The organism is Parageobacillus sp. KH3-4, from assembly GCF_022846435.1.
Classification (GTDB): Bacteria; Bacillota; Bacilli; order Bacillales; family Anoxybacillaceae; genus Parageobacillus; species Parageobacillus thermoglucosidasius_A.
In genome coordinates this window covers 1,000,462-1,023,259 of sequence record NZ_AP025627.1, presented here as the reverse complement: position 1 = coordinate 1,023,259, position 22,798 = coordinate 1,000,462, and the positions used below count along the sequence as shown (strand labels likewise).

General features: G+C 37.3%; 36 protein-coding genes and 1 pseudogene. 7 read left to right on the top strand and 30 right to left on the bottom strand.

From position 1 onward, the window contains the following. On the bottom strand, positions 1–1,266 hold the full coding sequence (gene gltP / locus MWM02_RS05225) for a glutamate/aspartate:proton symporter GltP (RefSeq protein WP_064549753.1): 1,266 nt from the start codon (positions 1,264–1,266) through the stop codon (positions 1–3). A gap of 198 nt (positions 1,267–1,464) precedes the next feature. On the opposite strand from gltP, the pseudogene sigK reads away from it, so the two are divergent. After that, a pseudogene (gene sigK / locus MWM02_RS05220) lies at positions 1,465–1,899 on the top strand (RNA polymerase sporulation sigma factor SigK); the annotation flags it as partial. 193 nt (positions 1,900–2,092) lie between these two features. Here sigK and MWM02_RS05215 read toward each other — a convergent pair. The 26 genes from MWM02_RS05215 to MWM02_RS05090 all read right to left on the bottom strand — a co-directional run bounded on the left by MWM02_RS05215 (position 2,093) and on the right by MWM02_RS05090 (position 14,468). Beyond that, positions 2,093–2,335 (bottom strand): hypothetical protein, encoded by a 243-nt coding sequence (locus tag MWM02_RS05215; RefSeq protein ID WP_244403107.1) that lies wholly within the window; start codon positions 2,333–2,335, stop codon positions 2,093–2,095. Continuing rightward, positions 2,335–2,694: a hypothetical protein gene (locus MWM02_RS05210; RefSeq protein WP_244403106.1), complete on the bottom strand. Its 360-nt coding sequence runs from the start codon at positions 2,692–2,694 to the stop codon at positions 2,335–2,337. Before MWM02_RS05210 ends, MWM02_RS05215 begins: the two co-directional genes overlap by 1 nt. Before the next feature lie 11 nt (positions 2,695–2,705). Continuing rightward, complete coding sequence (locus MWM02_RS05205) at positions 2,706–3,047, bottom strand: hypothetical protein (protein ID WP_244403105.1); 342 nt, start codon at positions 3,045–3,047, stop codon at positions 2,706–2,708. Beyond that, positions 3,016–3,672, bottom strand: a complete 657-nt coding sequence (locus MWM02_RS05200; protein ID WP_244403104.1) for an ATPase — start codon at positions 3,670–3,672, stop codon at positions 3,016–3,018. Before MWM02_RS05200 ends, MWM02_RS05205 begins: the two co-directional genes overlap by 32 nt. After that, a complete protein-coding gene (locus tag MWM02_RS05195) occupies positions 3,672–4,025 on the bottom strand; it encodes a hypothetical protein (protein WP_244403103.1) in 354 nt (117 codons plus the stop codon). Before MWM02_RS05195 ends, MWM02_RS05200 begins: the two co-directional genes overlap by 1 nt. Before the next feature lie 4 nt (positions 4,026–4,029). Then, the gene (locus tag MWM02_RS05190; protein ID WP_244403102.1) at positions 4,030–4,191 is read right to left on the bottom strand and encodes a hypothetical protein; all 162 of its coding nucleotides are present in this window, start codon (positions 4,189–4,191) and stop codon (positions 4,030–4,032) included. Beyond that, positions 4,191–4,592, bottom strand: a complete 402-nt coding sequence (locus MWM02_RS05185) for a hypothetical protein (RefSeq protein ID WP_244403594.1) — start codon at positions 4,590–4,592, stop codon at positions 4,191–4,193. Before MWM02_RS05185 ends, MWM02_RS05190 begins: the two co-directional genes overlap by 1 nt. After that, positions 4,592–4,738, bottom strand: a complete 147-nt coding sequence (locus MWM02_RS05180) for a hypothetical protein (protein WP_244403657.1) — start codon at positions 4,736–4,738, stop codon at positions 4,592–4,594. The genes MWM02_RS05185 and MWM02_RS05180 overlap by 1 nt, the downstream gene beginning before the upstream one ends. Beyond that, positions 4,729–5,010, bottom strand: a complete 282-nt coding sequence (locus MWM02_RS05175; RefSeq protein ID WP_013876585.1) for a hypothetical protein — start codon at positions 5,008–5,010, stop codon at positions 4,729–4,731. The genes MWM02_RS05180 and MWM02_RS05175 overlap by 10 nt, the downstream gene beginning before the upstream one ends. Before the next feature lie 4 nt (positions 5,011–5,014). After that, positions 5,015–5,494, bottom strand: a complete 480-nt coding sequence (locus MWM02_RS05170) for a hypothetical protein (protein WP_244403101.1) — start codon at positions 5,492–5,494, stop codon at positions 5,015–5,017. After that, on the bottom strand, positions 5,491–5,631 hold the full coding sequence (locus tag MWM02_RS05165; RefSeq protein ID WP_244403100.1) for a hypothetical protein: 141 nt from the start codon (positions 5,629–5,631) through the stop codon (positions 5,491–5,493). Before MWM02_RS05165 ends, MWM02_RS05170 begins: the two co-directional genes overlap by 4 nt. Next, a complete protein-coding gene (locus MWM02_RS05160; RefSeq protein ID WP_244403099.1) occupies positions 5,628–7,118 on the bottom strand; it encodes a fibronectin type III domain-containing protein in 1,491 nt (496 codons plus the stop codon). The genes MWM02_RS05165 and MWM02_RS05160 overlap by 4 nt, the downstream gene beginning before the upstream one ends. A 14-nt stretch (positions 7,119–7,132) precedes the next feature. Continuing rightward, a complete protein-coding gene (locus MWM02_RS05155) occupies positions 7,133–8,191 on the bottom strand; it encodes a hypothetical protein (RefSeq protein ID WP_244403098.1) in 1,059 nt (352 codons plus the stop codon). Between the two features lie 59 nt (positions 8,192–8,250). Further along, positions 8,251–8,442: a hypothetical protein gene (locus MWM02_RS05150; RefSeq protein ID WP_013876580.1), complete on the bottom strand. Its 192-nt coding sequence runs from the start codon at positions 8,440–8,442 to the stop codon at positions 8,251–8,253. Between the two features lie 57 nt (positions 8,443–8,499). Then, positions 8,500–8,715, bottom strand: coding sequence for a hypothetical protein (locus MWM02_RS05145; protein ID WP_244403097.1), 216 nt, complete (start codon positions 8,713–8,715; stop codon positions 8,500–8,502). Positions 8,716–8,721: 6 nt separating this feature from the next. Beyond that, positions 8,722–8,880, bottom strand: coding sequence for a PTS ascorbate transporter subunit IIC (locus MWM02_RS05140; RefSeq protein WP_244403096.1), 159 nt, complete (start codon positions 8,878–8,880; stop codon positions 8,722–8,724). A 12-nt stretch (positions 8,881–8,892) separates the two neighbouring features. Continuing rightward, on the bottom strand, positions 8,893–9,033 hold the full coding sequence (locus MWM02_RS05135) for a hypothetical protein (protein WP_244403095.1): 141 nt from the start codon (positions 9,031–9,033) through the stop codon (positions 8,893–8,895). Positions 9,034–9,168: 135 nt separating this feature from the next. Then, entirely contained in the window at positions 9,169–9,447 is a 279-nt protein-coding gene (locus MWM02_RS05130) for a hypothetical protein (RefSeq protein ID WP_244403094.1), read from the bottom strand. A gap of 205 nt (positions 9,448–9,652) precedes the next feature. Beyond that, the gene (locus tag MWM02_RS05125; protein WP_244403093.1) at positions 9,653–9,952 is read right to left on the bottom strand and encodes a hypothetical protein; all 300 of its coding nucleotides are present in this window, start codon (positions 9,950–9,952) and stop codon (positions 9,653–9,655) included. Further along, positions 9,918–10,103 (bottom strand): hypothetical protein, encoded by a 186-nt coding sequence (locus MWM02_RS05120; protein WP_244403092.1) that lies wholly within the window; start codon positions 10,101–10,103, stop codon positions 9,918–9,920. Before MWM02_RS05120 ends, MWM02_RS05125 begins: the two co-directional genes overlap by 35 nt. A 332-nt stretch (positions 10,104–10,435) precedes the next feature. After that, positions 10,436–10,627: a Fur-regulated basic protein FbpA gene (locus tag MWM02_RS05115; RefSeq protein WP_244403091.1), complete on the bottom strand. Its 192-nt coding sequence runs from the start codon at positions 10,625–10,627 to the stop codon at positions 10,436–10,438. Further along, the gene (locus tag MWM02_RS05110; RefSeq protein WP_244403090.1) at positions 10,611–11,045 is read right to left on the bottom strand and encodes a TubC N-terminal docking domain-related protein; all 435 of its coding nucleotides are present in this window, start codon (positions 11,043–11,045) and stop codon (positions 10,611–10,613) included. The genes MWM02_RS05115 and MWM02_RS05110 overlap by 17 nt, the downstream gene beginning before the upstream one ends. Positions 11,046–11,163: 118 nt before the next feature. Beyond that, a complete protein-coding gene (locus tag MWM02_RS05105; RefSeq protein WP_244403089.1) occupies positions 11,164–13,461 on the bottom strand; it encodes a phage/plasmid primase, P4 family in 2,298 nt (765 codons plus the stop codon). 215 nt (positions 13,462–13,676) lie between these two features. Then, positions 13,677–13,940 carry a hypothetical protein gene (locus MWM02_RS05100; RefSeq protein WP_244403088.1) on the bottom strand — a complete coding sequence of 88 codons (264 nt, stop codon included), beginning with the start codon at positions 13,938–13,940 and terminating at the stop codon, positions 13,677–13,679. Positions 13,941–13,954: 14 nt separating this feature from the next. Further along, the gene (locus tag MWM02_RS05095) at positions 13,955–14,146 is read right to left on the bottom strand and encodes a hypothetical protein (RefSeq protein ID WP_244403087.1); all 192 of its coding nucleotides are present in this window, start codon (positions 14,144–14,146) and stop codon (positions 13,955–13,957) included. Positions 14,147–14,243: 97 nt separating this feature from the next. Then, entirely contained in the window at positions 14,244–14,468 is a 225-nt protein-coding gene (locus MWM02_RS05090; RefSeq protein WP_244403086.1) for a helix-turn-helix transcriptional regulator, read from the bottom strand. A 153-nt stretch (positions 14,469–14,621) separates the two neighbouring features. Between MWM02_RS05090 and MWM02_RS05085 the strand changes: the two genes are divergently transcribed. Further along, positions 14,622–14,969 (top strand): helix-turn-helix domain-containing protein, encoded by a 348-nt coding sequence (locus tag MWM02_RS05085; protein ID WP_244403085.1) that lies wholly within the window; start codon positions 14,622–14,624, stop codon positions 14,967–14,969. Continuing rightward, positions 14,962–15,789 carry a restriction endonuclease gene (locus tag MWM02_RS05080; protein ID WP_244403084.1) on the top strand — a complete coding sequence of 276 codons (828 nt, stop codon included), beginning with the start codon at positions 14,962–14,964 and terminating at the stop codon, positions 15,787–15,789. The genes MWM02_RS05085 and MWM02_RS05080 overlap by 8 nt, the downstream gene beginning before the upstream one ends. On the opposite strand, the gene MWM02_RS05075 is transcribed toward MWM02_RS05080, so the two are convergent. From MWM02_RS05075 to MWM02_RS05065, 3 genes are all read right to left on the bottom strand, one after another. After that, positions 15,779–16,357: a hypothetical protein gene (locus MWM02_RS05075; protein WP_244403083.1), complete on the bottom strand. Its 579-nt coding sequence runs from the start codon at positions 16,355–16,357 to the stop codon at positions 15,779–15,781. The two genes, MWM02_RS05080 and MWM02_RS05075, sit on opposite strands and share 11 nt — an antisense overlap. Positions 16,358–16,425: 68 nt before the next feature. Continuing rightward, positions 16,426–17,205: a hypothetical protein gene (locus MWM02_RS05070; RefSeq protein ID WP_244403082.1), complete on the bottom strand. Its 780-nt coding sequence runs from the start codon at positions 17,203–17,205 to the stop codon at positions 16,426–16,428. 406 nt (positions 17,206–17,611) lie between these two features. Continuing rightward, the gene (locus tag MWM02_RS05065; protein WP_244403081.1) at positions 17,612–18,427 is read right to left on the bottom strand and encodes a hypothetical protein; all 816 of its coding nucleotides are present in this window, start codon (positions 18,425–18,427) and stop codon (positions 17,612–17,614) included. A gap of 401 nt (positions 18,428–18,828) precedes the next feature. On the opposite strand from MWM02_RS05065, the gene MWM02_RS05060 reads away from it, so the two are divergent. The 4 genes from MWM02_RS05060 to MWM02_RS05045 all read left to right on the top strand — a co-directional run bounded on the left by MWM02_RS05060 (position 18,829) and on the right by MWM02_RS05045 (position 22,790). Further along, a complete protein-coding gene (locus MWM02_RS05060) occupies positions 18,829–19,104 on the top strand; it encodes an ImmA/IrrE family metallo-endopeptidase (RefSeq protein WP_244403080.1) in 276 nt (91 codons plus the stop codon). A 336-nt stretch (positions 19,105–19,440) separates the two neighbouring features. Next, positions 19,441–19,926 carry a Panacea domain-containing protein gene (locus MWM02_RS05055; RefSeq protein WP_244403079.1) on the top strand — a complete coding sequence of 162 codons (486 nt, stop codon included), beginning with the start codon at positions 19,441–19,443 and terminating at the stop codon, positions 19,924–19,926. A gap of 38 nt (positions 19,927–19,964) precedes the next feature. Then, a complete protein-coding gene (locus MWM02_RS05050; protein ID WP_244403078.1) occupies positions 19,965–22,133 on the top strand; it encodes a hypothetical protein in 2,169 nt (722 codons plus the stop codon). A 162-nt stretch (positions 22,134–22,295) separates the two neighbouring features. Further along, positions 22,296–22,790, top strand: a complete 495-nt coding sequence (locus MWM02_RS05045; RefSeq protein ID WP_244403077.1) for an ImmA/IrrE family metallo-endopeptidase — start codon at positions 22,296–22,298, stop codon at positions 22,788–22,790. Positions 22,791–22,798 lie beyond the last annotated feature (8 nt).

Here is a 22,798-nt window from a genome sequence, read left to right as displayed (position 1 = left end):
TTACGCGCTTTGTTGCAACTCTTCTATATACTTTCTTCCTTTTTCTTCATTGTATTGACCTTCCCATTTTGACATAACGACCGCTGCTAACGAGTTGCCAATAACGTTCACTGCTGTACGCGCCATATCTAAAATGCGGTCAATCCCCGCGATAAACGCCAATCCTTCTACCGGAATACCAACCGTGCCCAACGTAGCAAGCAATACGACAAACGATACACCCGGAACTCCGGCGATCCCTTTTGAAGTCACCATCAACACAAGCAACAAGGAAATTTGTTGCGAAATCGGCATATCAATACCATATAACTGCGCGATAAAAATGGCAGCCAGCGCCTGATATAACGTAGACCCGTCTAAGTTGAAGGAATAACCTGTCGGAATGACAAATGATGTAATCGACTTCGGACAGCCGAATTTCTCCATTTTTTCCATGATTTTTGGAAGAACCGTTTCTGAACTTGCTGTACTGTAGGCAAGGATTAATTCATCTTTTAAAATCTTTATAATATGGAATATATTTACACCAACAAGTTTAGCAACGCCGCCAAGTACTGCAAGAATAAAGAAGACCATCGTTCCGTAAACAACAATGACGAGCTTGCTGAGCGGAATAAGTGATTCCATTCCAAATTTCGAAACCGTTACACCGATAAGCGCAAACACACCGAACGGTGCAAATTTCATAATTTGGTTTGTCACGTAAAACATCGCTTCTGCCACGCCTTGGAAAAACTGAAGCACCGGTTTACCTTTGTCGCCAATCGCCGCTACTCCTAAACCGAACATTACAGAGAAGAAGATGATCGGCAACATGTTTCCGGTTGATAGCGATTCAAAAATGTTTTTTGGAACAATATTGACAACTGTTTCAATCATCGAGTGATGCTGCACTTCATTTGTTGTATCAATATAGCTTTGAATATCTGTTTTTTCTAATGATTTCATATTAACGCCGGCTCCTGGCTGAAACACGTTCGCCGCCAATAAACCGACGACAATCGCAAACGTTGTGATAATTTCGAAATAAATAAACGTTTTGCCGCCTAGTTTCCCGAGTTTTTTCAAATCTCCAACATTGGCGACTCCAACGATAAGGCTAGAAACAACAATCGGAATAACTATCATTTTTATTAAACGAAGAAAAATATCTCCAATCGGCTGTAAATAAGTAGCAACCTTCGGATTTCCATAAAAAATGGCTCCCACGATAATTCCGAGAACGAGACCGATAAAAATTTGCCAAGCTAATCCGATTTTTTTCATTTACTCGCCTCCTTTTTAAGACACTTTTAGACAAAAAACGACAAAGTTATTCTACTATTATAAACATCCATATGTCAAGAATATTCATATATTTACATACGACACTTTCTTTTTTTGTCCAAACACGTACAACCTTGCTTCATCATATACATAAATAATAGGCAACTGCCTAAAACAAGAAAGGGTGGGGGTGACAAGATGTCTGGCATTTTATCTGTATTCACATTTCTCATTAAAGAATTAATGTTTTTAGTATCATACATTAAAAACAACGCATTTCCCCAACCGTTAAGCGCAAAAGAAGAGGAGAAATACTTACAGCTTATGGCGGAAGGAGATGAACAAGCTCGCAATATTTTAATTGAACATAATTTACGGCTCGTTGCCCATATTGTCAAAAAGTTCGAAAATACGGGCGAAGATGTGGAAGATTTAATCTCGATCGGCACCATCGGTCTTATTAAAGCAATCGAAAGCTATTCCTCCAGCAAAGGAACAAAACTAGCGACATACGCAGCTCGCTGTATCGAAAATGAAATTTTAATGCATTTGCGTTCATTAAAAAAGACGCGAAAAGATGTCTCCTTGCACGAGCCGATCGGGCAGGATAAAGAAGGAAATGAAATCACACTAACATGTTATCTGTTTTCCTTTTCATCAATCTAAAATGATGCCATATTTGTTATAGCAATGTTTTTTTATTCGCTGCACCTCGCGGCTGTAATGCTCAATAAGGATCGTGCTTCCTTTTTTGCGTGCTTCATTGAGGATGAAATTTTTGTGGTTATACTCCTTAACAAGGTTGTATAGTTCGGTAGGATGAACATTATACTTCTTCAATGGCACGAATACGCTCCTTTTCCTCCTGAATTACTTCTTTTATTAAATGCTTTACCTCACAAAGAAATTCTCCGGCAAAAAAACCGAAAAGCAGGCACGTCGCAAACATACTTTGTAGCACATCAGGAAACACATAAGGAACAACAATAAAACTGATCCCAATAGTCGAAAGGGCAAAAATGAAACTTAACCAAAAATCCATCTTTTTAAAAATTTTTAAAATGAACATTATGCTACACTCCCTTTCTTTATTTTGCGTAATATAGTTTCAAGCAGCTGCAATGTTTCGTTAGCTTGATAATCAATATTTTCCCGTTCTGCCTGCCGTTTTAATTCAATCGTATAAAATATAAGGAAAGAATGAAGCATGTTTAGCTGTTCGTCGTCAAATGGAAGATGGTATAAATAGCACTCTCCATTTTTCTCTAATTGCTCGCCTAGCGTCTTAGTAATGGAATCATAGCAAGCAACTTTTTTCTTACCTTCAAAAAATCCATAATTTCGCTTTAATGCTTTTTTGATCTCTTTACGCATAATCCCCATATGCAGAAGCAGGATTCCTAACTCTTTATCAGTGAGTTGAATCATCGCTTTCCCTCCTATTTTGTTTTCCCGTGCTCGCGTATTTCTTCCAGATACTCTTGCAGCTTTCTGTTTTCTGTTTCCGTCAATTCTTCCAGCTTCATCATAAAAAACGAGTTTCTACCTATTTTAATACGGCGATCAGCAAATTGTTTTACGCGCTCCCAGTGCATGCATACCGATGGCAGCAAAATATACCCCATTCGGTTGGTAATATCCTGGGCTATTTCAAGCTGCTTGAAAAAATAGAATTTCTGCGTAATTTTCGCGAATTTCACGACTGGAATAGATGGAAAATGATAGAGCAAACTGCGCGGATCTTTCTCCTTATAATGCTCCGGCACCAGTGAGTAATTCATGGGCAGCCCTCCTTACCGTCCCGCGTGCTTTATCATGAATTTCTTCAAGCGTCCGGAAAAACTCATTTCCTTCTCGTTCTGTCGACGGCAGAGGAAAACCTAATACTATCGTGTCCGTATCATACAAACCCAGTTTGAATATTTTCTTTGCTTTCCACATCGGCAAAAATTGCTTATGCATAAATTCTCCCGTTTGATAGTCCGTAAAATGGATTGCAAATCCGCGATCGCCGATTTTCCGAACGTTGATTAACACTTCAACAATTTGGCGAATGCGACTATCGACGTTATTAATAGACGGTGAACAGTAAATTTGCACGCTTTTCATTTTACGTGTGAACATCATTACTTCTGTTGCAATTGTCGCACCGTATTTTGACCACCTTCTGTTCGAGAACGCCATTTGTGACTCATCCCAGCAACATATGCTCCCTTGCGCTTCGGCCACCTTATACCAATCGGTATAATGTTCAAGAGGCATCGAATCCTTTAATCCGTAGTTTGAAAATAGTTGAATATCACCGCCAAGTGCGCGGACTTTTTCGCGCCAATGATGCGCCAAAACCGACATCAACAACGTTTTTCCTGCTCCTAAAGGTCCCTGTATAAAGAAATGATGCGCCATCAGCGTTTTCCTCCTTTCTCGACTCCGTTCGGAGCTACAATGACAGGTTTCGGAGGTTTCGGAATCAGCGCTTCGATGGTATCAATATAGTATTGCGGATCGGCCACAAGCACTTTTCCTTCCATGATAAAGTTAATAATCTCCCTATATGGATCGCTATTCCCATGCAGATACTCATTTTTTGAAAGACTTTCCAGCAATAAAATCGCTTTGATCTGCCATTCTTGCAGCTCTTGTGCCTTTGTTGTCATTTCCTCCAGTACTTGTTTTACGTCTGAAATATGTTGCACTTGTGGAAATAAGTCGTCGGAAATGACGCTTTGCAGCTTCTCGGCATTGCTTGTACCTTGCATTTTCTCAACACTCCTTCGGTTGAATCAGCGCGACAAGTTCATTGATTTTTGATTGAAGCCTGTCAATGCAGGGATGTTCCCATTGGTCGTCTATGTCTGCTATTTCCTCCATCGTGTCGATAATGCCTTTTAATTCAAAAATCAGAAACGCCAATTGATTTTGCATTACGAACCACCTCCACAGCTAGAAATGCCGACAATAATGAAAGCAAAAAAGACAAGCCCAAATAGAAGAATTTTCGTCATATCCAGTTGACTTGGCGGATTTGGCGGACGGTAAGAAGTTATTTGCCGAAGCACGATGCTTTTTTCAAGTTCGGCCAAACGCTTTGTTTCCTGGACGGAACGTGATGGTGCGCGATAGAAAAAATGCCTGCCTTCCGGCCCTGTTGTTATTTCGCAATCATGAATTGGAATATTATATTTTCCGATTACATATATAGAGTTATCTCGAATTTCATCAATCCGTTGAATATCACTCGTTTTCTGTTCATCATCGAACACAATGAGAATATCGTTTGTTTCTGGAAAAAATTCGTCTTTTTCTTTTCTTCTTAATAGTGTCATCATACTACCGCCCTTCGCTGTTGTTTTTTCAACGTTTTTCTATTCGAATACTGCACAACCTTCCAGCCGATGAACGCAACGACTCCCACTCCACTTGCCGCCCCGGAACCAAGTACAAACATATAGAAAAACGCATCTACCACCACTTCACACCTTCTTTCAAGCTATAATAGATTCTCATCACCGAACGGAAAATCAGCAACGAACCAAGAATCACCACTGACATAAGCGCTGACGAAATAACAAGCTGCCATGATGTCGGTAAATCTCCGAATATCGACAAATACTTCCCCACATTCAGCCCTTGCGCTGTGAGGCGGCTCACCGAACGTAACTTCTCAATCCCCATATCAAGAAACGTAATAGGAGGGTTAAAAATTTTATCAATAAAACTGTGAATCTGATCTCTTATGCTCATGGAATTAGTCCCCTCCTACCCGAATCGACGATAGCAACTTAATTGCGGCAACAACCGTAAACATCCAGAGAATAAAAAGCAATATATATGCAATGGGATCTAATTGTAGAGGTTTCATGCTTGAGAAAATTTTTCCCAACATTTCAGAATACCCATGGCCGCTTCCCCCTCTTGGAATATACACCAAGCTGGCAAGAGTTTTGGCAAAGCCGACAAACAATGAAACAATCATTTTTGCCAGTTCAAAAAACAACAAAAACAGCTTTACGGCCAGGACACCGATTTTATAAAGAAAATACAGCAATCCATCTATCAACGCATAGATAACTTCAAAAAAGCCAACAAGAAGGTCAATCAGCCCTTGAAATAGCTTTTTCAACAGACGGCCAATCCATTTGATTACTGACCATATGACATCAAATAGTTTGCCGAATGCATCTGTCAAAATACCGCCAATGACAAGTGGAAAAAAGAAATGAATCATCGTATCACCCTATATAGAAAATCAATAAGACGCTCGCCAAACATCACTACCGCAAACAGGAACAAAACGGGCGCGAGATAAACCATGTACCGTTGAAAAATGATTTCTAAAACAGCCTGCAAAATATCAAAATTCATTGCTTCACACGCCCTCCTTTAGCAAGAATCGCTTTTCGCAAAAACTCGATAAATGGCCGCCAAAAAATGAGAACAAGAGATAGCAAGATAAACGGTGCTGCCCAGGCAAGGATGCTAATGACTGTCTGCATGAACTCATCAAAAGAAAAAGGCAGATCCACTTTTGTTTCTCCAACCACAGGAACCTGTACAGGTTTTCCCTCCGTTCCCCTTTCGCTGATCGGCACTAATTTTGCGTCATAGCCTCCGAAAAAATTAAGCTTCATATCTTCTTTAGGAATAACAATTTTTTGCGTTGCGGCATCAACGGTCGCATATTCTTTGCCGCTAATCAAAACTTTCACTCTCCCAGTGGTAGGGCTTGTCCATGTCACAACATAGTCACCGTTTTCATCTTGTGTTGCTGACACTCCATCCATCGTTGGAAGAGGTTCTGAGGGAGTTGTTACTTCAATGGTTACCCCATTTGACTCCTTTCCTTCGATGTTCTCCGACGTCACCTTGTACGAATACGTCGTTTCTGGATCAACCGTCAAATCGGTCCAATACGTTCCATTCGTTTCAAACATAGGAGTGTAGCCGTCAGATGTTGTTGCTGCAGAAACGGATGACGCGCCAAATAAACGGTCAAAAAATAATTTTTCTTCAACCTTTTTACGGTAAATATTGACGTGTGAGAAAAACTCACTTTCTGGAAGAGTCCAAGAAAGCTTTACACGGTCATATTTTGCATCTGCCTTTAAATTTGTTATTTCAACTATTGGTATTTCTTCTAATGTTTTAACTGTTTTCAATACTGCTACGGATCTAATTCTAGGTGTATAGACAGCATAAATTTCAAAAGTATATTCAGTATTTGATTCCAACCCCGTTATTTGATATTCTGTTTTTTCTTTAGACAATGAACTAATCATCTTACCATTTTTGTATAATTCAACTCCTATAAAGTTTTCAGAACTTGGATTATCCCAATGTAAAGCGACGCTTGAATCTGTTATTTTGGTTACAGTTAAATTATTTACTGGTTCTAAATAAGAAATCATTTGTTCTGTAATTACATCAAATTCCTTAATTGCAGGATTATTACTATTAACACTTGTTTTGTGAAATGTTATCTTTTTTACATTGTCAACTGAAATATCATTCCAAACACCATAAGTAAATTTATCGAATGTTATTGACCGGATTAGTTTAGTCCCTGCATCATCGGAATAAAAAGATACTGCTGCATCACTTGTTTTATCTGCGATGATATATATTTTTCTTATATTTACATTTTCAGTGAAGTATAAAACTGGATTAGGACCATACCTTAATCCATCACCAGTCCCTGCATTATTATCTGTTATTACCGTAGTTGTACCACCTGATGTGGTAGGTACTGCTTTTCCATCAAAATAACCTCCAGGAGCAGCAAATATTTGCTGATTATCTAAAGTGATGATTAGGAAAGTGGAGAATAATATTATAAATAAGGTTTTTCTCACTCAATCCCCTCCTACTAACCTGATCCATCCGGATCATCAGGGTGTTTTTTGTAGTATTTTGAGCCTGGCATGCCGTCGTCTTGCGGTATTGGTGGATTGCTACTGTTGTCTCCGGGGCTTGGCGGGATGTCGTTGTTTTGGCTCGGGATTGGCGCGTCTCCTGTATCCGGTGTCCCGTCTTGATTTTTCGGAATAGGCATTGGCGCGTCTTCAGGTTCTTGAGGATGTCCGGCGTCCCATCCCCCTGCATCCGTGTTTCCCGGTTCCGGCATTTTATCCGGTAATGGCGGCAAAGTATCTATTGGGTTTACAATATCGAAGCCTCCCGATTCGTCTTCACGAAATTCAATTTCCGGCGCTTCACTCTCGATACGATCTTTCGTAAATCCCGACGTATCCAATCCTGAATCAGGCATGCTTGGCACTTTGTCCTCAATGCCGTGCGTGTCCACTCCTGGAAGGTCCGGCGGCTCTGCTGGCGGCGATGGCGCTGTTCCCAGCATCACTTCTAAGTCGGATACGAGTTGCGGTACGATCGTATCGCGAAAAATCACTGCGACTTGATTCCAGTTCGGCGCAGGCGGAATCACATTTTTGATTTCGTCTAATTTGCTCATGTACTGGCTCCATCCGGGGCAATTGAATAAATCACAGCCAGTGCAACTGCCCGAACCGCCGTTTCCCAACGAAGTGTCGCTATTGCATGTAGGATTGACTAACTCTGTCGCATGAAATTTTACTGTCCCCACCAATGTGCCCGATCCGTCAAAGTATTCCGCCTTATAATAGGAATTGCATGTGAAGTAGTGTACACCGTAAAAATACTCATTTTCCCCTAATTCCCTTACTTTTACGGTCATTGGTGTGGAAAAAGTAGCATCTGTATACGAACCATAAACCACTTTTCTTACTATATTTGGATCAAATTCAACGATATACTTATCATCACTTGGCGAATAGTATGGCCCACTTTTAATGGCGATCCCACTCACTTCATAAACCGTAAACGCGAAAGCACTTAACGGATAAAATAGGAAAAAACATAACAATAGACTGCTTGTTTTTTTAATCATTTAATACATCCCACGCCTTCCTACTAAAAAAGGAGGATTTCTCCCCCTTTTTTAGTGGATTACTTCGCCGTTGCACGGCCAAGAATGGATTTGATGAATGCGATGATTTTTGGTGCGAAACCAATGGCAAGCGCTAATAGAACAAATGGGCCTACCCATGAAACCAAAGAGTTAACACTTCCTATCAAGTCTGAAACGGTAAACGGCAGTGTTAAACCAGAAAGATCAATTGCTGCACCTAAAACAGGCATTGATAATTCCTCCTTAAATCGTAATTATTTATTTCACTAGCAAAGCTAGTTGAAACCTTAATAACGCCGGATTTCATAATCATCTTGATTGTCCTTTTTATTAATTTCTTCTGCATTGGCAAAGGATTTTTTTATCATCACAATCAATATCGAAATGGCTCCAGCCGCAGCTATAATCATAATCATCGGAGCAACATAGAAAAGCAGCCACTTGACGTAGTACCAAAACTCATCCAGCCTTGCCGGGGTGAAAAACGTTTGAAATTGAGGCATTGTTCATCACGACCTCGATCTGATCGCAACGATCACACCATGTAGAAGCATCCCCACTGCCACAATCGCGATGACTAACATAACGAAGGGAGCAACAGTTTTCAATAAAAATCCAAACACGCCCCAGAAAAAGGCCCAGTCAAATACATTCCCAATACTCGACACGTTACTCCCTCCTTACCTCGCCGATTTATAAATCGCCATCGTAATGAAACATAACGTCAAGAAAATGGCCCATGCTCCGAGCGCTGTTAAAATGTCACCATTTCCGAATACAACTTTAAAGGCATATGCGACCAATGTTCCTGTACTTACCATCGCCGTCTTACCCCTTTCAATGTTTCGATCAGAAACATCGTGACGGGGAAAGCAGCGATGCACGAAGCCATTATTACGAGGTAGGTAGCCAGTATATCTTTTGGTGTTGCTGAAAATATAAGCGTGTACATTTCCCTACCTCCTCATAAATCGTTCAAGAACCATAAAAATCAGCATAGCAGCCAATATCACGGAAATAATAACATCGCCAAGAGTGATCTCATGAATGACTGCGATATTTCCTTCTTTCGTTTCAATCAATGTATGTTCTCGCATATCAACGAAATTGAGATTTGATATTGTTGACTGGTCTGCCGTTGATTGATTTATCGTTGATTGATCCGTTGGCGATTGTTCTGTTATTGATTGTTCAGTCGTTGTTTGTTCCGTCGTTGATTGATTTTGCTCATTCATGTGCATCACCCCACAATTCAAATGTACAGAGGATTTTTTCGTTTTCATATCACCAAAAAATTTTGGTCATATAGAAAAAAATCGGGGGAAAAGAAGCCTTTTCCCCCGATTAAAAAACTAATTAAATAAATTATTTATGGTTATAGCGCTGCAATTAACATGCAAAAATAGCGCGGCGTGGATTTTTATAGATATTATTATATCTTTAAAATAATGCACGTTTTTGAGTTATTACCGGAAATTTTCTTCCCTTTGGAGTAATGCCTGTTTCTAATGTTTGAATCCATTGCTCCAGGTCTTTCATGCCGTAGCCAAGGTCAAGCAGTTCTTGAGGAAACTCGGCGAATCTTCTTTTCCATCGTTTCATTCGATGAAGCGCTTTTCTTGCTTCACCGAATGAATACACACGCCGTTCTTTTCTCGTTGAATATTCTTGGCTCCCCACGTACATGCAAAGATAAATATACTGCCTACCGTTCGATTTCACTTGAGATAGGTACGCCATATTTTTCCCTCCATTCCTCGATTTCTTTTTGTTTCATCTCCGAAATGCTTTTTGTTCCTTCATTTACAACACGAATTTGCGGAGAAGGCTCACCACTTGAATGAGAAAGAAGAAAAAGAATAATCGTTATAAGCAACGCCAGCCATTTCATTTTTTCATCCTCCCTGCTTATCTTAATCTGTTAAATAATAGAGAAAGCAACCCATAACGATTGCAAATACCGCCGACAAAAAGACCGATTCTAGAAATTCCTTTATGTTCTCTTTCATTTGTCCCATCTCCTAAAAACAGAATGAGTGAGGTTGCTTTTCCTCTTCGACAATAAAACCTTCGCCGCAAATACCGCAGGTGTACACATCAAATCTCATGCTTTCCCCTCCTTTTCATCGTGTAAAGCGTACAAGCCACAATGGCACTTTAATTTCGGAATGACCGTTATGCTCCAGACTTCAAAATCGCAGATTTCGCAAAAGAAACGGTATATCATGCACGCACCTTCTTTTTTCTTAATTCCTTCATGCATCGATACTCATGGTTCAGCTCAGAGACGGTCAGCTTTGACAATTGCCGCCCATCTTCCATTTTCGTATGCCCCATCGCAATAAGCTGGCCCACCCGTTTGTTCCTGACTCTCTCGATCGCTTCCCATAGGAACGATTTAAACGGCTTTGACATTCGAATCACCCCATTTTCGTTGCCGTTGCAGCCAATCAATAAATCCGACTGCCTCTTGGAATGCTCTTTCGAATGGAACACGTTCGGCCAGTACTTTGATTTTGTACGGACGCGATTCGTCAGGCAGATAGTTCGCACGCCAAGCGATTGCCAACTCCCCTTCGCGCTCGATGAAAAGATATGCACCAGCACCGTAGCGAAACTCGTAAAATTCGCCGTAGCAATACACTAAAAAGCCCTTTTTACGCGCCTGTTCGTTTTCTTCCAAGCGTTTTATGATTTGTTGTTTATGCTGCTTGATTTGCTTTTTTAAATCCAATGACAATGTGCCTTCTTCATAGACCAAGCTTAATTTGTTGTTTTTTATTTTTATTTGAATATTAAGATTTTCTATTTGATAAAAAAGGTTATATAACATATAAAGCCTCCTTTATAAGTTACCAAGTTACTTCAAGTTACTTAAAATAGGGTATTTTCCTATATATAGCCCTATAGGGGAAATACCAAGAAATGAGTAACTCATGGTAACTAGGTAACTATATTTCTTCTTCAACCAAGTTACTAGTTACCTCGGGTGACTTATTTTTCGGTATTTCCGTTATATTTTCACCTATAGGCGATTTACCGGAATTTGAGTAACTGGAGGTAACTTTGTAACTTTCGGTGGAAAGACCGATGCCGAAAAAGAATGTTTTGTTTCCGGTGGATTTCCGTTTTTCGAACCCGCGCAGCACTAATCTTGCAGAAAACTTTTGCTTTTTCATCGGGATTTCGCTGTTCTCCTCGCACCAGTAGATATATTCTTTGTACAGCTCGTTCAATTGCACTTTCGCGCCTGGATGAATCACGCAGCAATCATTTAAGAAGTTGCTTAAAAGGTCCATTTCCTCTTTGTATTCATCCGTTGCGTTCTTGATTTCATCCGGCTCTCCTAATCCTTCTTTTTGCCACTTCAAGCATCCCTCGACCGCCCAGCGCAAAATCCCAGGAAGCTCATTCATCAGCTTTTCCGGAAGGTGCTTGTCCACCTGTTCTTTTGGAATTGTATAGGTGAAAGGCACAAGGCGAATGCGCCGCCAAATTCCTTCATCGTCGCCTTTGATGATTGGCTTGTGATTCGTTGTAAAGAAAATCTTGAACTCCGGCACAAACTCGAAAAATTCCTTCCGCAAAAAGCGGGCTGTGATCGGCTCACCGCCTGTAAGTTGCTTAATAAGCGATTCTGATAAACGCTGGCCGTCCTCGCTCTCCATGGCTGATACAAAACGCGATCCATGTAGACGCGCGATATCGTTATTGATCCCGGAATCGTTCATTTTTGCCGTAAACGTATTGGAATTCGTCTGCTTTGCATAATCGCCCAGCAATGCTTTAATCGTATTGATAAACGTCGATTTTCCGTTTCTCCCGGTTCCCCAGAGGAAAAACACAACTTGCTCGCTTATATCGCCTGTCAATGCGTAGCCAATCGCTTTTTGTAAGAAATTGATTATTTCGTATTTCACATTGTCACCATCACGAAAAATCGACTCAAGAAACGCAATCCATGTTGGGCATTTTGCGTTTGGATCATAAGGGACATGCGTATTTTTTGTCATCATATATTCGCGCGCATGAGGAAGAAGTTGTCCTGTCCGCAAATCAACGACTCCGTTAGCGCAATTCAGCAAAAACTTATCTTTGTTCAGCTCTTCCTGGCTGATTGGCAGCATCGCCTCGGCTCGTGCAATCGAGTTGAGAAATACCGAGCTTTTTTCGCTCGCCTTCGCCCACCTTAACAATTCGTTTCGTGCATCGTTGTTTTCTTCGTGCGCTGCTTCGGCGTACATTTCACGAAACGTTCGAATCGCGATGCGTTCAATTTGCTTCTTTTTATCCTCCACCCATGTCTTTCCGTCCCAAATCAGCCATTCCTCAAACTCAACGCAATAACGAAGATTTTCTCCATTTCTTGCAACGAGACGTTCAGCGTTCCCCATTTCAGTTAAATTGAATTTTCTTGGTTCCCCTTCTTTCCGTACTGGGAAAGCCATCGGTGGCGGAGAATGATAGTTCGTTCCACTCGGTTCATGTTTGAGCGCGCTATGCAAAATGGCGGAAAACTCTCGCTGATCGAGTGGCGGAAGGAAAAAATATCGGTTTAAGAAACTAGCAATCTCGGAAACTTGCTCCGGCGTATAGCCAAATTCAACAAGACGGCAACAATGGGCGTACAGCGCGTTATTCCGGCCACCTTCGTGCATAGGAATCGAAAACGGACGCTGCGTTTTATCAATCTTTTTCAACCGTTCGAAGAAAATTGGCATCGGCGACAGTTCTTTATCTGTTATATGGACCCATTCGCGTCCGCCTGTGTTCTCGCTTGGAAGCACGATCTGTCCTCTCCCAGAGAGGCGATAGTCGCCGACAAAACCGCCAGCCATCAACACCGTTGCGTCTTGGCCTTTAATCGCGCCGGTAGACCGGAAGAAAAATTGGAATCCTCGCACGGTTTGAATCGCATGAAATTGGTACCCTTCGCGAAGGAGCGCTTTGAAAATCAGCTCCCCTTCTTCCCGATCGTCAATGTCCACGCAGTCATATCCGTCCGGAATAACAAGGCCTGTCCACCCTTTTTGCCGCAGCCAGGAACGAATTTCTCTTTCCGTCAAACCTGGGCGGTTTAAATCCTGCCATCCTTTCATGCACGGTCGTTTCGCCATGCTGTAGGCTTTGTTAGGATCGCTTTCGGTATTCATTCGCGAATAGCCGATCAGCCGAATGATTTTCAACGGCTTCTGCGCCGAAGGAAACAAATGCTCCAGTCCTGCTTGCTGTTGGATCGCTGCCTGCATTACCGTTCCTCACTTTCACGTTGGAAATGTGTATTTGCCTCCGGCTCTCAAAGGGAGAGCCGGGAGTCTGGAAATGGTCCGCGAAAGATGTTATATTGTCGTTAGGAATGATTTTTCATGATTTGCAGTAAGTGTTGCCGCACTTGCTGCTTTTTTATTTGTTTTGACATATCGATCACCTTCTGCGAATATTGACTGAATCTTTCGCATTACCGTTAAAAAGAAGAAACCCGTGAAGCAAAGTCGATTTTTATTCCCCGTTCACGCAAAGACTGTATGACCTCTTCCAGCTGCGCGCGCCGCGCCTTTTTCTCCTCAATTTCCTGTAATCTCCCTAAAACATATAGAAACTCCTGTACTTCTATCTTGGCCGACTCATAATCTCCATTAATAAACGAGTCGAACATATACTCAATGCATTTCAAGCCTTTATTAAAAAAGTCCGATTCCTCTATAGAAAGAGAAATTTTTTCCTCCATTTCGACACCTTCTTTCATGTTTTTGATTTACAATGATTAAAATGGGATTTTTTTGCGCTTTGCCGCATGATTTCCCAGCCAATCTGGTGAATTTCGCGCAACTTTTTGTCCAGCTCTTCATTGCTCATCGGCGCTGGCGCAACAACATGCACGATCGTTTTTCCAAACCGGTAAGTCGCCGCGAATTGCTCCTGCTGTCCCGTCATCGCTGACTCCCCCTTTGGGATATGTCTATGACGAGGGACAGCAGGTACAACCATAGGAATTGCTGACAAAGTATTCACCTCCCTTCATGTTAAACAGTTACGCTGAATACGTTTTTATACACGAATCGTGACATTTGTCGTCAAAAAAAATTGTCCAGTCAAATTTAAGAACACCAGCAATACGTTTCGCTACTGAAACACTTGGATTTCTCTCACCGCTCTCGATCATGGCATAGGTACTGCGAGAAATCCCTACTAAATTAGCAATTTCCTTTTGCGTTAATTCTTTGTTTAAACGTCTTTTCTTCAACCATTCTCTCATAGTTACTCACCTCCTTGATGTCACGATTTGTGTATCGTTGATTTCAGTATATGTCACATATAGTGTAATGTCAACTATTAATTACACGTTTTGTGTAAAATATTTTTTGTCACTAATTGTGACTATATAATTATGGAAGAAGGAGGATTATCCATGATTAATCTAGGAGATCGATTGCATGAATTGCGGAATAAACTAAATTTGCGTCAAGAAGATGTAGCTAAAAAAATTGGAGTAGGTCGGACTACATATGCTATGTATGAGCAAGGGAAAAGAGAACCAGATTATGAAACACTCCTTAAACTCGCTGATTTATATGAAGTTTCTGTGGATTATCTGCTGACAGGTCAAGAAAGAACAGAAAAACACGGAAATAAAAGAAACCTTTTCTTTTTTGACGTCGAAGGGTTGACTGAAGAAGAAATCGAGGAAATCAAAAGGCACATTGAGTATGTGAAATGGAAGGCAAAACAAGAAAGGGGAAAAAATAAAAATGGCTAGAAAAATGCCGTCAAGGAAGCAACGACAAAAAATCGTCTATGAGGGGGTAGCTGTCCTTGTTATTTTATGTGGAATAGGCATCTGGTGGCAATTTCAATTAAGTATTTATTTCTTGGTTGTCACCGTTTTTGTTGCTATAACTTTAGGTGTAATAGCCTCTTCTTATGCACCAGACATGCGCAAAAAAGAAAACAAAAATAAAAACCCCTTTACAGGACTCCCTCAAAAAACTGCTATGAAGAAGCCCTCCAAACCAACCTCAGCGAAGAAACAAACAGCTCCAGCAAAATCAGCTTCTTCCAGTGAAAGAGCAGGAAAATATGTCGTGCGTCCGGATAATGAAATTATCCGCCTTCCATTGCAAGAACTTAACGGTTACGAATTCGAAAGACTCTGTTATTTATATTTTAAGGCTATGGGATACAAACCAGAACTAACCCCTCCGACACAAGATAAAGGTGTTGATCTAATCCTCACAGATAAACGAGAAAATTTTAAAATTGCTGTCCAATGTAAACATTACATAAATTCCGGTCGCCAAATCACAGTTAAAGAAATTCGCGAACTTGTTGGAGCAAAACGGAATCATCGCTGCATTAAAGGATGGTTTATCGCAACAACAACCTACACAAACGCTGCACTTGCTGAAGCTGATATACATCATATTGACTGTTTTGCTATTGAATTTGTTGAGAATAAAATTATTCCGTGGAAAGAGCGTGAAACAGCCAAAGCGCAAGTGGCTGTTTCACGAAAATCATACCTCTATCCTTTTGAAAATAACCAAATGATTCACTTATCTAGTATCCCTAAAAATTAGTAGAACAATTATTATCTTCGAGAATTTTATGTTTTTGTGTTTTGAGAAATTTTGCGCTATTAAGGAAATATATGTACTTTAATTTTTCCTTATATCTAATTGTATTATATAATAACCATGTCCCAAAAAATATAAGTGAAAGAATAAAAACTAAGCCCATACGCCACCATAACCCTTCATACATTGATATCCCTTCTTCAAGAGTTGAACGTATTTCTTGATTATCTTTTTTCTTTATTAATAAATCTATTATTTTGAGGATAAGCGAATTATAAAAATTAAAAAATGCACTTATAAAACTCCCTATAAAAGCGAACATGGAAACCAATAGTGGAATAAATGTTCCCGAATATCCATTAAAAAATACCAATCCTCCATCCTTTATAGAGTTTAATTCATTTATTAATAGTTCTATCTCTTCTTCGGAATGGTTAATTGAAAACTCTCGAATAAAATCATTTTTATCTTTAACAGTTTGTCCATACAAGTACTCTTTTTCCACCTTTTTCATGTATTGACAGGCGTCTTTAGAGTTAATTTTAATTTTTTCCAGTCTCTCTTTATCCATATTTTTCACCTTCATTTCTCATATTTAAATATTAGTTATCAGAAGAATTTCCTAACAAAATTAGAACTTTACTCCTTTTTCCTTAATTTGTTTTTTTCTATTGCGTACTTTACGATTTTCTCTAATGTACCTATATAGTAATAAATTTCATCGATTATATCTGACATTTTTAATGTTTTGTCACCAACTTTAAATTTTGATTTAGTATGTGCTACTGAATTTCTGAGCCAAGTAAAAATGGTCTCTTTGTGTTTTTTCCCATTCTTAGTCGTTTTCCTATCTTTAGTTTTATCGTACCACTTAGTAGTTCTTATAAATTTGTCAGTTTCTTTCTGTTTTCCTTGACCAATTACAATTTGTAGAAAACTATATAGCAAAATAAAGCGTGCTACCTCATCCTGTATATGCATTATATTACGATACATTGTAATGTAAGGGTTTTGTTTATTTTCCTCTAGCTCCTTTGCCAACTGCTTTAATTCTTCATATGACTTTGGAAAGTCAGATTCTTTTACCATCCTTCCTTCATGAGTTACTTGAGGCCTTTTCCCATTAATAAAAAACTCTCTTATGATTGGCCTACCTAACATAGCCCTATACTTAAAAGAAATAATATTTAAAGCATGCTCAACAATTTTTTTAGCTCTTTCTAATACTTTTTTGCTATCCATTCCTTTAATTTCTTTACTATCCAAAAACAAACAAAAAATAAGATGGTTCCCACAATCATCTTGCCCTGATTTCATATAAACCTTTTCAGCAATCTTATCCTTAGGTGTATATTCAACATCTCTAAATATCCAAAAATTACCGTATACTATAAATTCTACATAATTATTTTTATCCATAAGAAACACCCCTGGAACTATACTACTTCTATATACATTCCACATTTTACAAAAACACAAATGAATCTCCAAGGAAAAAATTTACTCAAGAATAAGTATTCTTAAAATAATATCTCAATGTGAGGAATACCTAAATAAGAAAAATCATAACATTGTTTGCCTTATAAACAAGAACTTATAATACACCTAAAACTAATTTTGATATAAAACTACTAAAAGGCCACCGATTTTTTTACGGTGACCTTTTAGTTTATGAACATAAAGTTTATTTTACTGTAGAAATAACACGATAAGATGTTTTCGTTTTTCGTACGCAATAATTAAAAACAAAATTATTCCTTGAAAAGAACGAGAAGCAGCCAAACAACAGGTGGCTGATTCTCGAAAATAAAGTTATATAAAAACATCAATCATTTTCCAATTTTTCACTAATTTTTTTAATAAGTTCGTTAACTTTCTTTTCCAAGCCACAAGCCTTTGAATAAGCACGTTCAAGCTCTGACCAATAATGTCTCTTATCGTTTTCTAACATTCGTAATTTCATTGAATCGTTCTGAAGGTTATTTATTAATAACTCATAATCAAGTTTTTCTATTTCGTTTGCTTTTCCTGCATTAATCTTTTTCTCTAACTTATCTTTTTCGATTAGATTTCTTTTTATTTTTAACTCCAATTCAATTAAATTATAACCTAATACCTCCATAGTACGTTCATAGGATTCCACAAATTTATATAATTCACTCAATAAGTATGGATTAATAATATTTTCTAAATTAGCCCATCTCTCTTTGATCAAAGGTTCAAGTTCCAATCGACTTTTATATATGTTTCTTCTGACTTCTTCCGGCATTTCTGGCGGTAAATTATTTGGAATATTTTTAGCCACTTCTAACTGAGATCTTATTTTGGAAAGCTCTAGTGATATTTTTGTAAGAGTAGGTAGTTGATTTACAAAACGTAATTCATTTTCTCTTTCCTTTTGAGCAACAATTTGTGTTCTGGCTGCAATATAAGCAACTATCCCTCCAATTATTCCACCTATGTAACCACCATAAAAACTTATCCAATCGCCTATACTTCCTTTCGCTAGACCACTATCCCAAAAAACAAAGAAGTTGAGGAATATCGGAACCAAAAAAAACATGAGTGGCAACAAAACAAAATATATTTTAGGATGTTTCTTTATTAGCTGCATGATGTTACCTCTCTTATAATTCTCCACAAAGAACCCCCCTCATTTCTCACACTTTTTATACCAAAGTATATCCGTTAAGCTTCTTCTGTATTTCTACCTAGTACTTTATCAATAAATAACATAAGCTTTAACAATTTTCTCTTTCTTTCCTCATCCCCTAGTAATATAGATATATTTATTTTTAGTATTTAATTATTATATCCCTTATGTGTTCATATCCTGTTTGAATAATATATAGTTTTCCTTCTTGTAAAAATCCTTGGTTACTCTTTCCATTACAAACTGAGCAATTCGAGCATTTCCTCTTTATTCAAAAATTCCACCTCTTACCTTGTTCGTCAATATTTTATCATAAACTTTATGGGAATATTTCTTTTTGTTGTAAAATAGAACATATGTTTGTATAATGGTTTTGAGGTGAAAAAAACATGACCTACGTCTATAAGCCATTAGAACTAGAAACCTTTGTATCGAAAACGTATCAACAAATGGGGATCTTTTATCCCGAACAAATCGATGAGGACTACATCGCTGCACAACTTGGCATTGAACTTGTGTACAGCCAGCATCGTTCATACTCTGATGAAGACGGAAATTTTAAGATGATTAACATACATAAATATCTTGATCCTTTTCAGAAACGCGAAGCCTTCTTTCATGAATTAGGTCATTTGTTGCGCACGGTGGCGATCAAACAGAAATGACACAAATGTTTCGTGATTGGCAAGAAAGAGACGCAAAACGCTTTACTCAATATGCGGCCATTCCATATCATATGCTCCGATTCACCAATTTTACCCTCCCACGACAACATATATTGCTTGAGATGAAGGAAACGTTTAAAGTGTCCGAAAAGCTTTGTCAAGCCCGCCTGAAGCAAATCGAACGGAATACATGAAAACATCAAGCATATATAGAAATATGGTAAATATTTAAGCATAATATTAAAAATATTTCTAAGATCTTTTTCACAAAACCCAACGTGACTTTTTTTATTACTATATTATATATATAATTTGAATTAAAGGAGGGGAATACATATGCATAATGTATTGGAGGTTGCTAAGTACTTTATAGCCAAAAGTATTCCTGGCACACCTAAAGCTGTAACTCACCTTAAATTACAAAAGCTTGTTTATTACGCTCAAGGATTTTATCTTGCCGTGCATAATAAACCTTTATTTGGTGAAAGAATTGAAGCATGGGTTCATGGACCAGTTTGTCCTTCATTGTATCGTCTGTTTAATCATTATAATTACAATGAGATAGATGATATGAAAATTGATATTAAAAATCTAAATTTGGATAAAGATGCTATTGAAATTTTAGATTTTGTTTGGGATAATCTCGGACATTTAAGCGGAAAAGAGTTGGAAGAGCTTACACATCAAGAAGCTCCTTGGTTAGATGCTCGAGAAGGATTAGATCCGTACGAGATATCTAATAACATTATCCCTCTAGAACATATTCATGCTTATTTTGTTAATGAATATTTATCAGGAAATTCAAAAAGTGACAATACCTAATTGTCACTTTTTATTAAATGAAGGATGGTGGAAAGATTTTGTGGAGTTCTCTTTTCATTGGGGTAATTTCAGGAATAATAATCACTATTATATTCGATGATGATATTAATTGGAAAAATTTCACTGAATATATATTAAAAGCAATAGACCAAAAATATCCAAATGTTCATAATCGCATTGTTAACACCTTAAAGTTTCTAACTATTTCCTATAATATAATTACGAAGAATATACGTTACTATTTAGGAGCTTTTATAATAATAACACCATTTTTATTTTCTTTTATTCTTTTTTATTTTGTCAAAAACAATGTTACCAATGTGAACTTTTTTGGTTTAAACAACTTAAAAAACTATAGATTATTTTTGGATCTTTTGGGATTTAAAGTCCAGAATGATTTTATTTTAACTTTTTTCTTTAGTTTTATTATCAAAACGTTAACATTAATCTTACCATTAAGCATTACTTTTTATATTTTTACTTATAGAGAGCAAAAAGTTTTATCGCATTCATCTATTAAACAAAGTTCACCCACTTCTTTATTAATAATATTTATTATCTTAAGTTCCTTTACATTAGTCTATACCGGCCACTGTAGTTCTTTATTAAAAATTCACCTGAAAACATTAAAGGATTTTAATAACATTGGCTTAGACTTTACCGAAAAACATTTGGGTGCCATAAACTTATTGTTCTATCTTTTTTCCCTTTCTCTAATAACTGGTGTTATTACAATTATCTCTCTATGGAGAAGATTAAACCTCAAAACAACATTGAAAAAGAATATAAAAGATATAAAAAAAGACATCTTTTACTTGAGTTTTGTTAAAGACAATTTTGCTAAAAATAATAATATATTTATATTAAATAATATATTAATTTCTCAGAGAAAGAAATTATATAGCAACTTACACTATAAAGTTGAAAGTGTTTACCAATTATTGATTCAATCTATAGATAATAATATGAATGAGTTATATGAAAATAACTACAAAGATTGGGAAGACGTATTAAGCTATATTCACTCACATAACAGAATATATTATTTATGCCCGGAAGAAAGATACTTGTATTTTTTGAGAACACACCCTCGAGATTATTTAGATCTATACAAGGCAATATTAAAAAATCATACATACCTGATTACTAAACTTTATGAGAAAAATCATATTGAGTACGGAAATAAAGCAATAAAAAAATTGTTTAGTATGGGACCGACAACATTCAAAGTTTATAAAAAGCTTCCTGATAAGAAGATAGATCAAATCAAATCATCTTATAATGAACTCTTATCCACATATTTCTCAATCTTATTAGAATTATCAATTTCATTATATCAAAATAAAATTGTTGGTATTAACCCGATATTAAACAATATAAATCAAATGCTAAAACAAGATAAAATGGTTAAGGCTATTGATATTATCACTATTTATCGATCTCTGATAGTTCGAGCTATTGAAGAAAATGATTTAAAATTTTTAACTATATTAATAAATTCTTTACTAATGATTGTGTTAAACACTAAACCTACTTATTATATAGAATCATATGACAATCATACCCCCTCTTCTACAAATGAACTATTTGGCAAAAATCTGAATTTAACTAACACAAATAGAAGAATAGAAGAAATCAATAATAGGAATTCTAAGCAGGACACAAAAACTGATCTAAATCTAAAAATAAGTGTTTTTACCTTTTTTGAAGCCATACTAAAAAGCATAGAGCTTGGGCATTATCAGTGTACAGGATTTATATTAAAGAGTCTGGTCAGTAATATAGAAGACGATATAATTAACGATGAATTTTTACATTTTGTTAGGCACAAAGGGCTAATAAACCCTTATATCGTTGAAAATCGTCTTTATAAAGAATTCCAAATTGAATTTAATATCAGTACATTATCCGTCGACTATTGTCTTGCAAAAATGACTATACTTCTTTATGGACAGCAAAAGTACTACAAAAACATTCTAAACAAAGATTTACCAATAAGTTTCTATTCGATCAAAGCAGTTGATATAAAATCAGGTATTAGTAAGTCCCAAAATATTGAATATTTATTTAAAAAATTAGAAAAAGCAAATGATAAATATGGGTTACTATATTTATCCGATGACGAATTTATGAAAAAAATAAAAAAAGCTATACAATTAGAATTACAACAAAATTCTTATAATAAACGTAATGCGTTTTCTAAATAAATTAAAAAGCACTGCCTTGCAGTGCTTTTTAATTTATTTAAAGAAAAACATCAAATAGGTTAGGGGCAAAGCAAAATAAATATATCCTCCATCACCTAATATCAGTGATTTTTCTTGTTAAATAGAACATATGTTTGTATAATAAACTTGAGGTGAGGAACTATGACTTACGTCTATAAGCCGTTCGAACTAGAAGCCTTTGTATCGAAAATGTATCAACAAATGGGAATTTTTTATCCAGAACAAATCAATGAGGACTATATTGCAGCAAAACTTGGAATTGAACTTGTGTACAGTCGGTATCGTTCATACGCCGATGAAGATGAAGGTTTTAAGATAATCAACATACACAAGTATCTTGATCCATTCCAGAAACGCGAAATATTTTTCCATGAGTTAGGCCATTTGTTGCGTCACGGTGGCGATCAAACAGAAATGACACAAATGTTTCGTGATTGGCAAGAAAGAGACGCCAAACGCTTTACCCAATATGCTGCCATCCCATATCATATGCTGCGATTCATCGATTTTACTTTGCCACGGCAACATATATTGCTTGAGATGAGGGAAACGTTTAGGGTGCCAGAGAGTCTTTGTCAATCCCGCCTGGAGCAAATCGAACGGAATACGCGGAAAAGTTATGCATACATAGAATAAATGAGGTG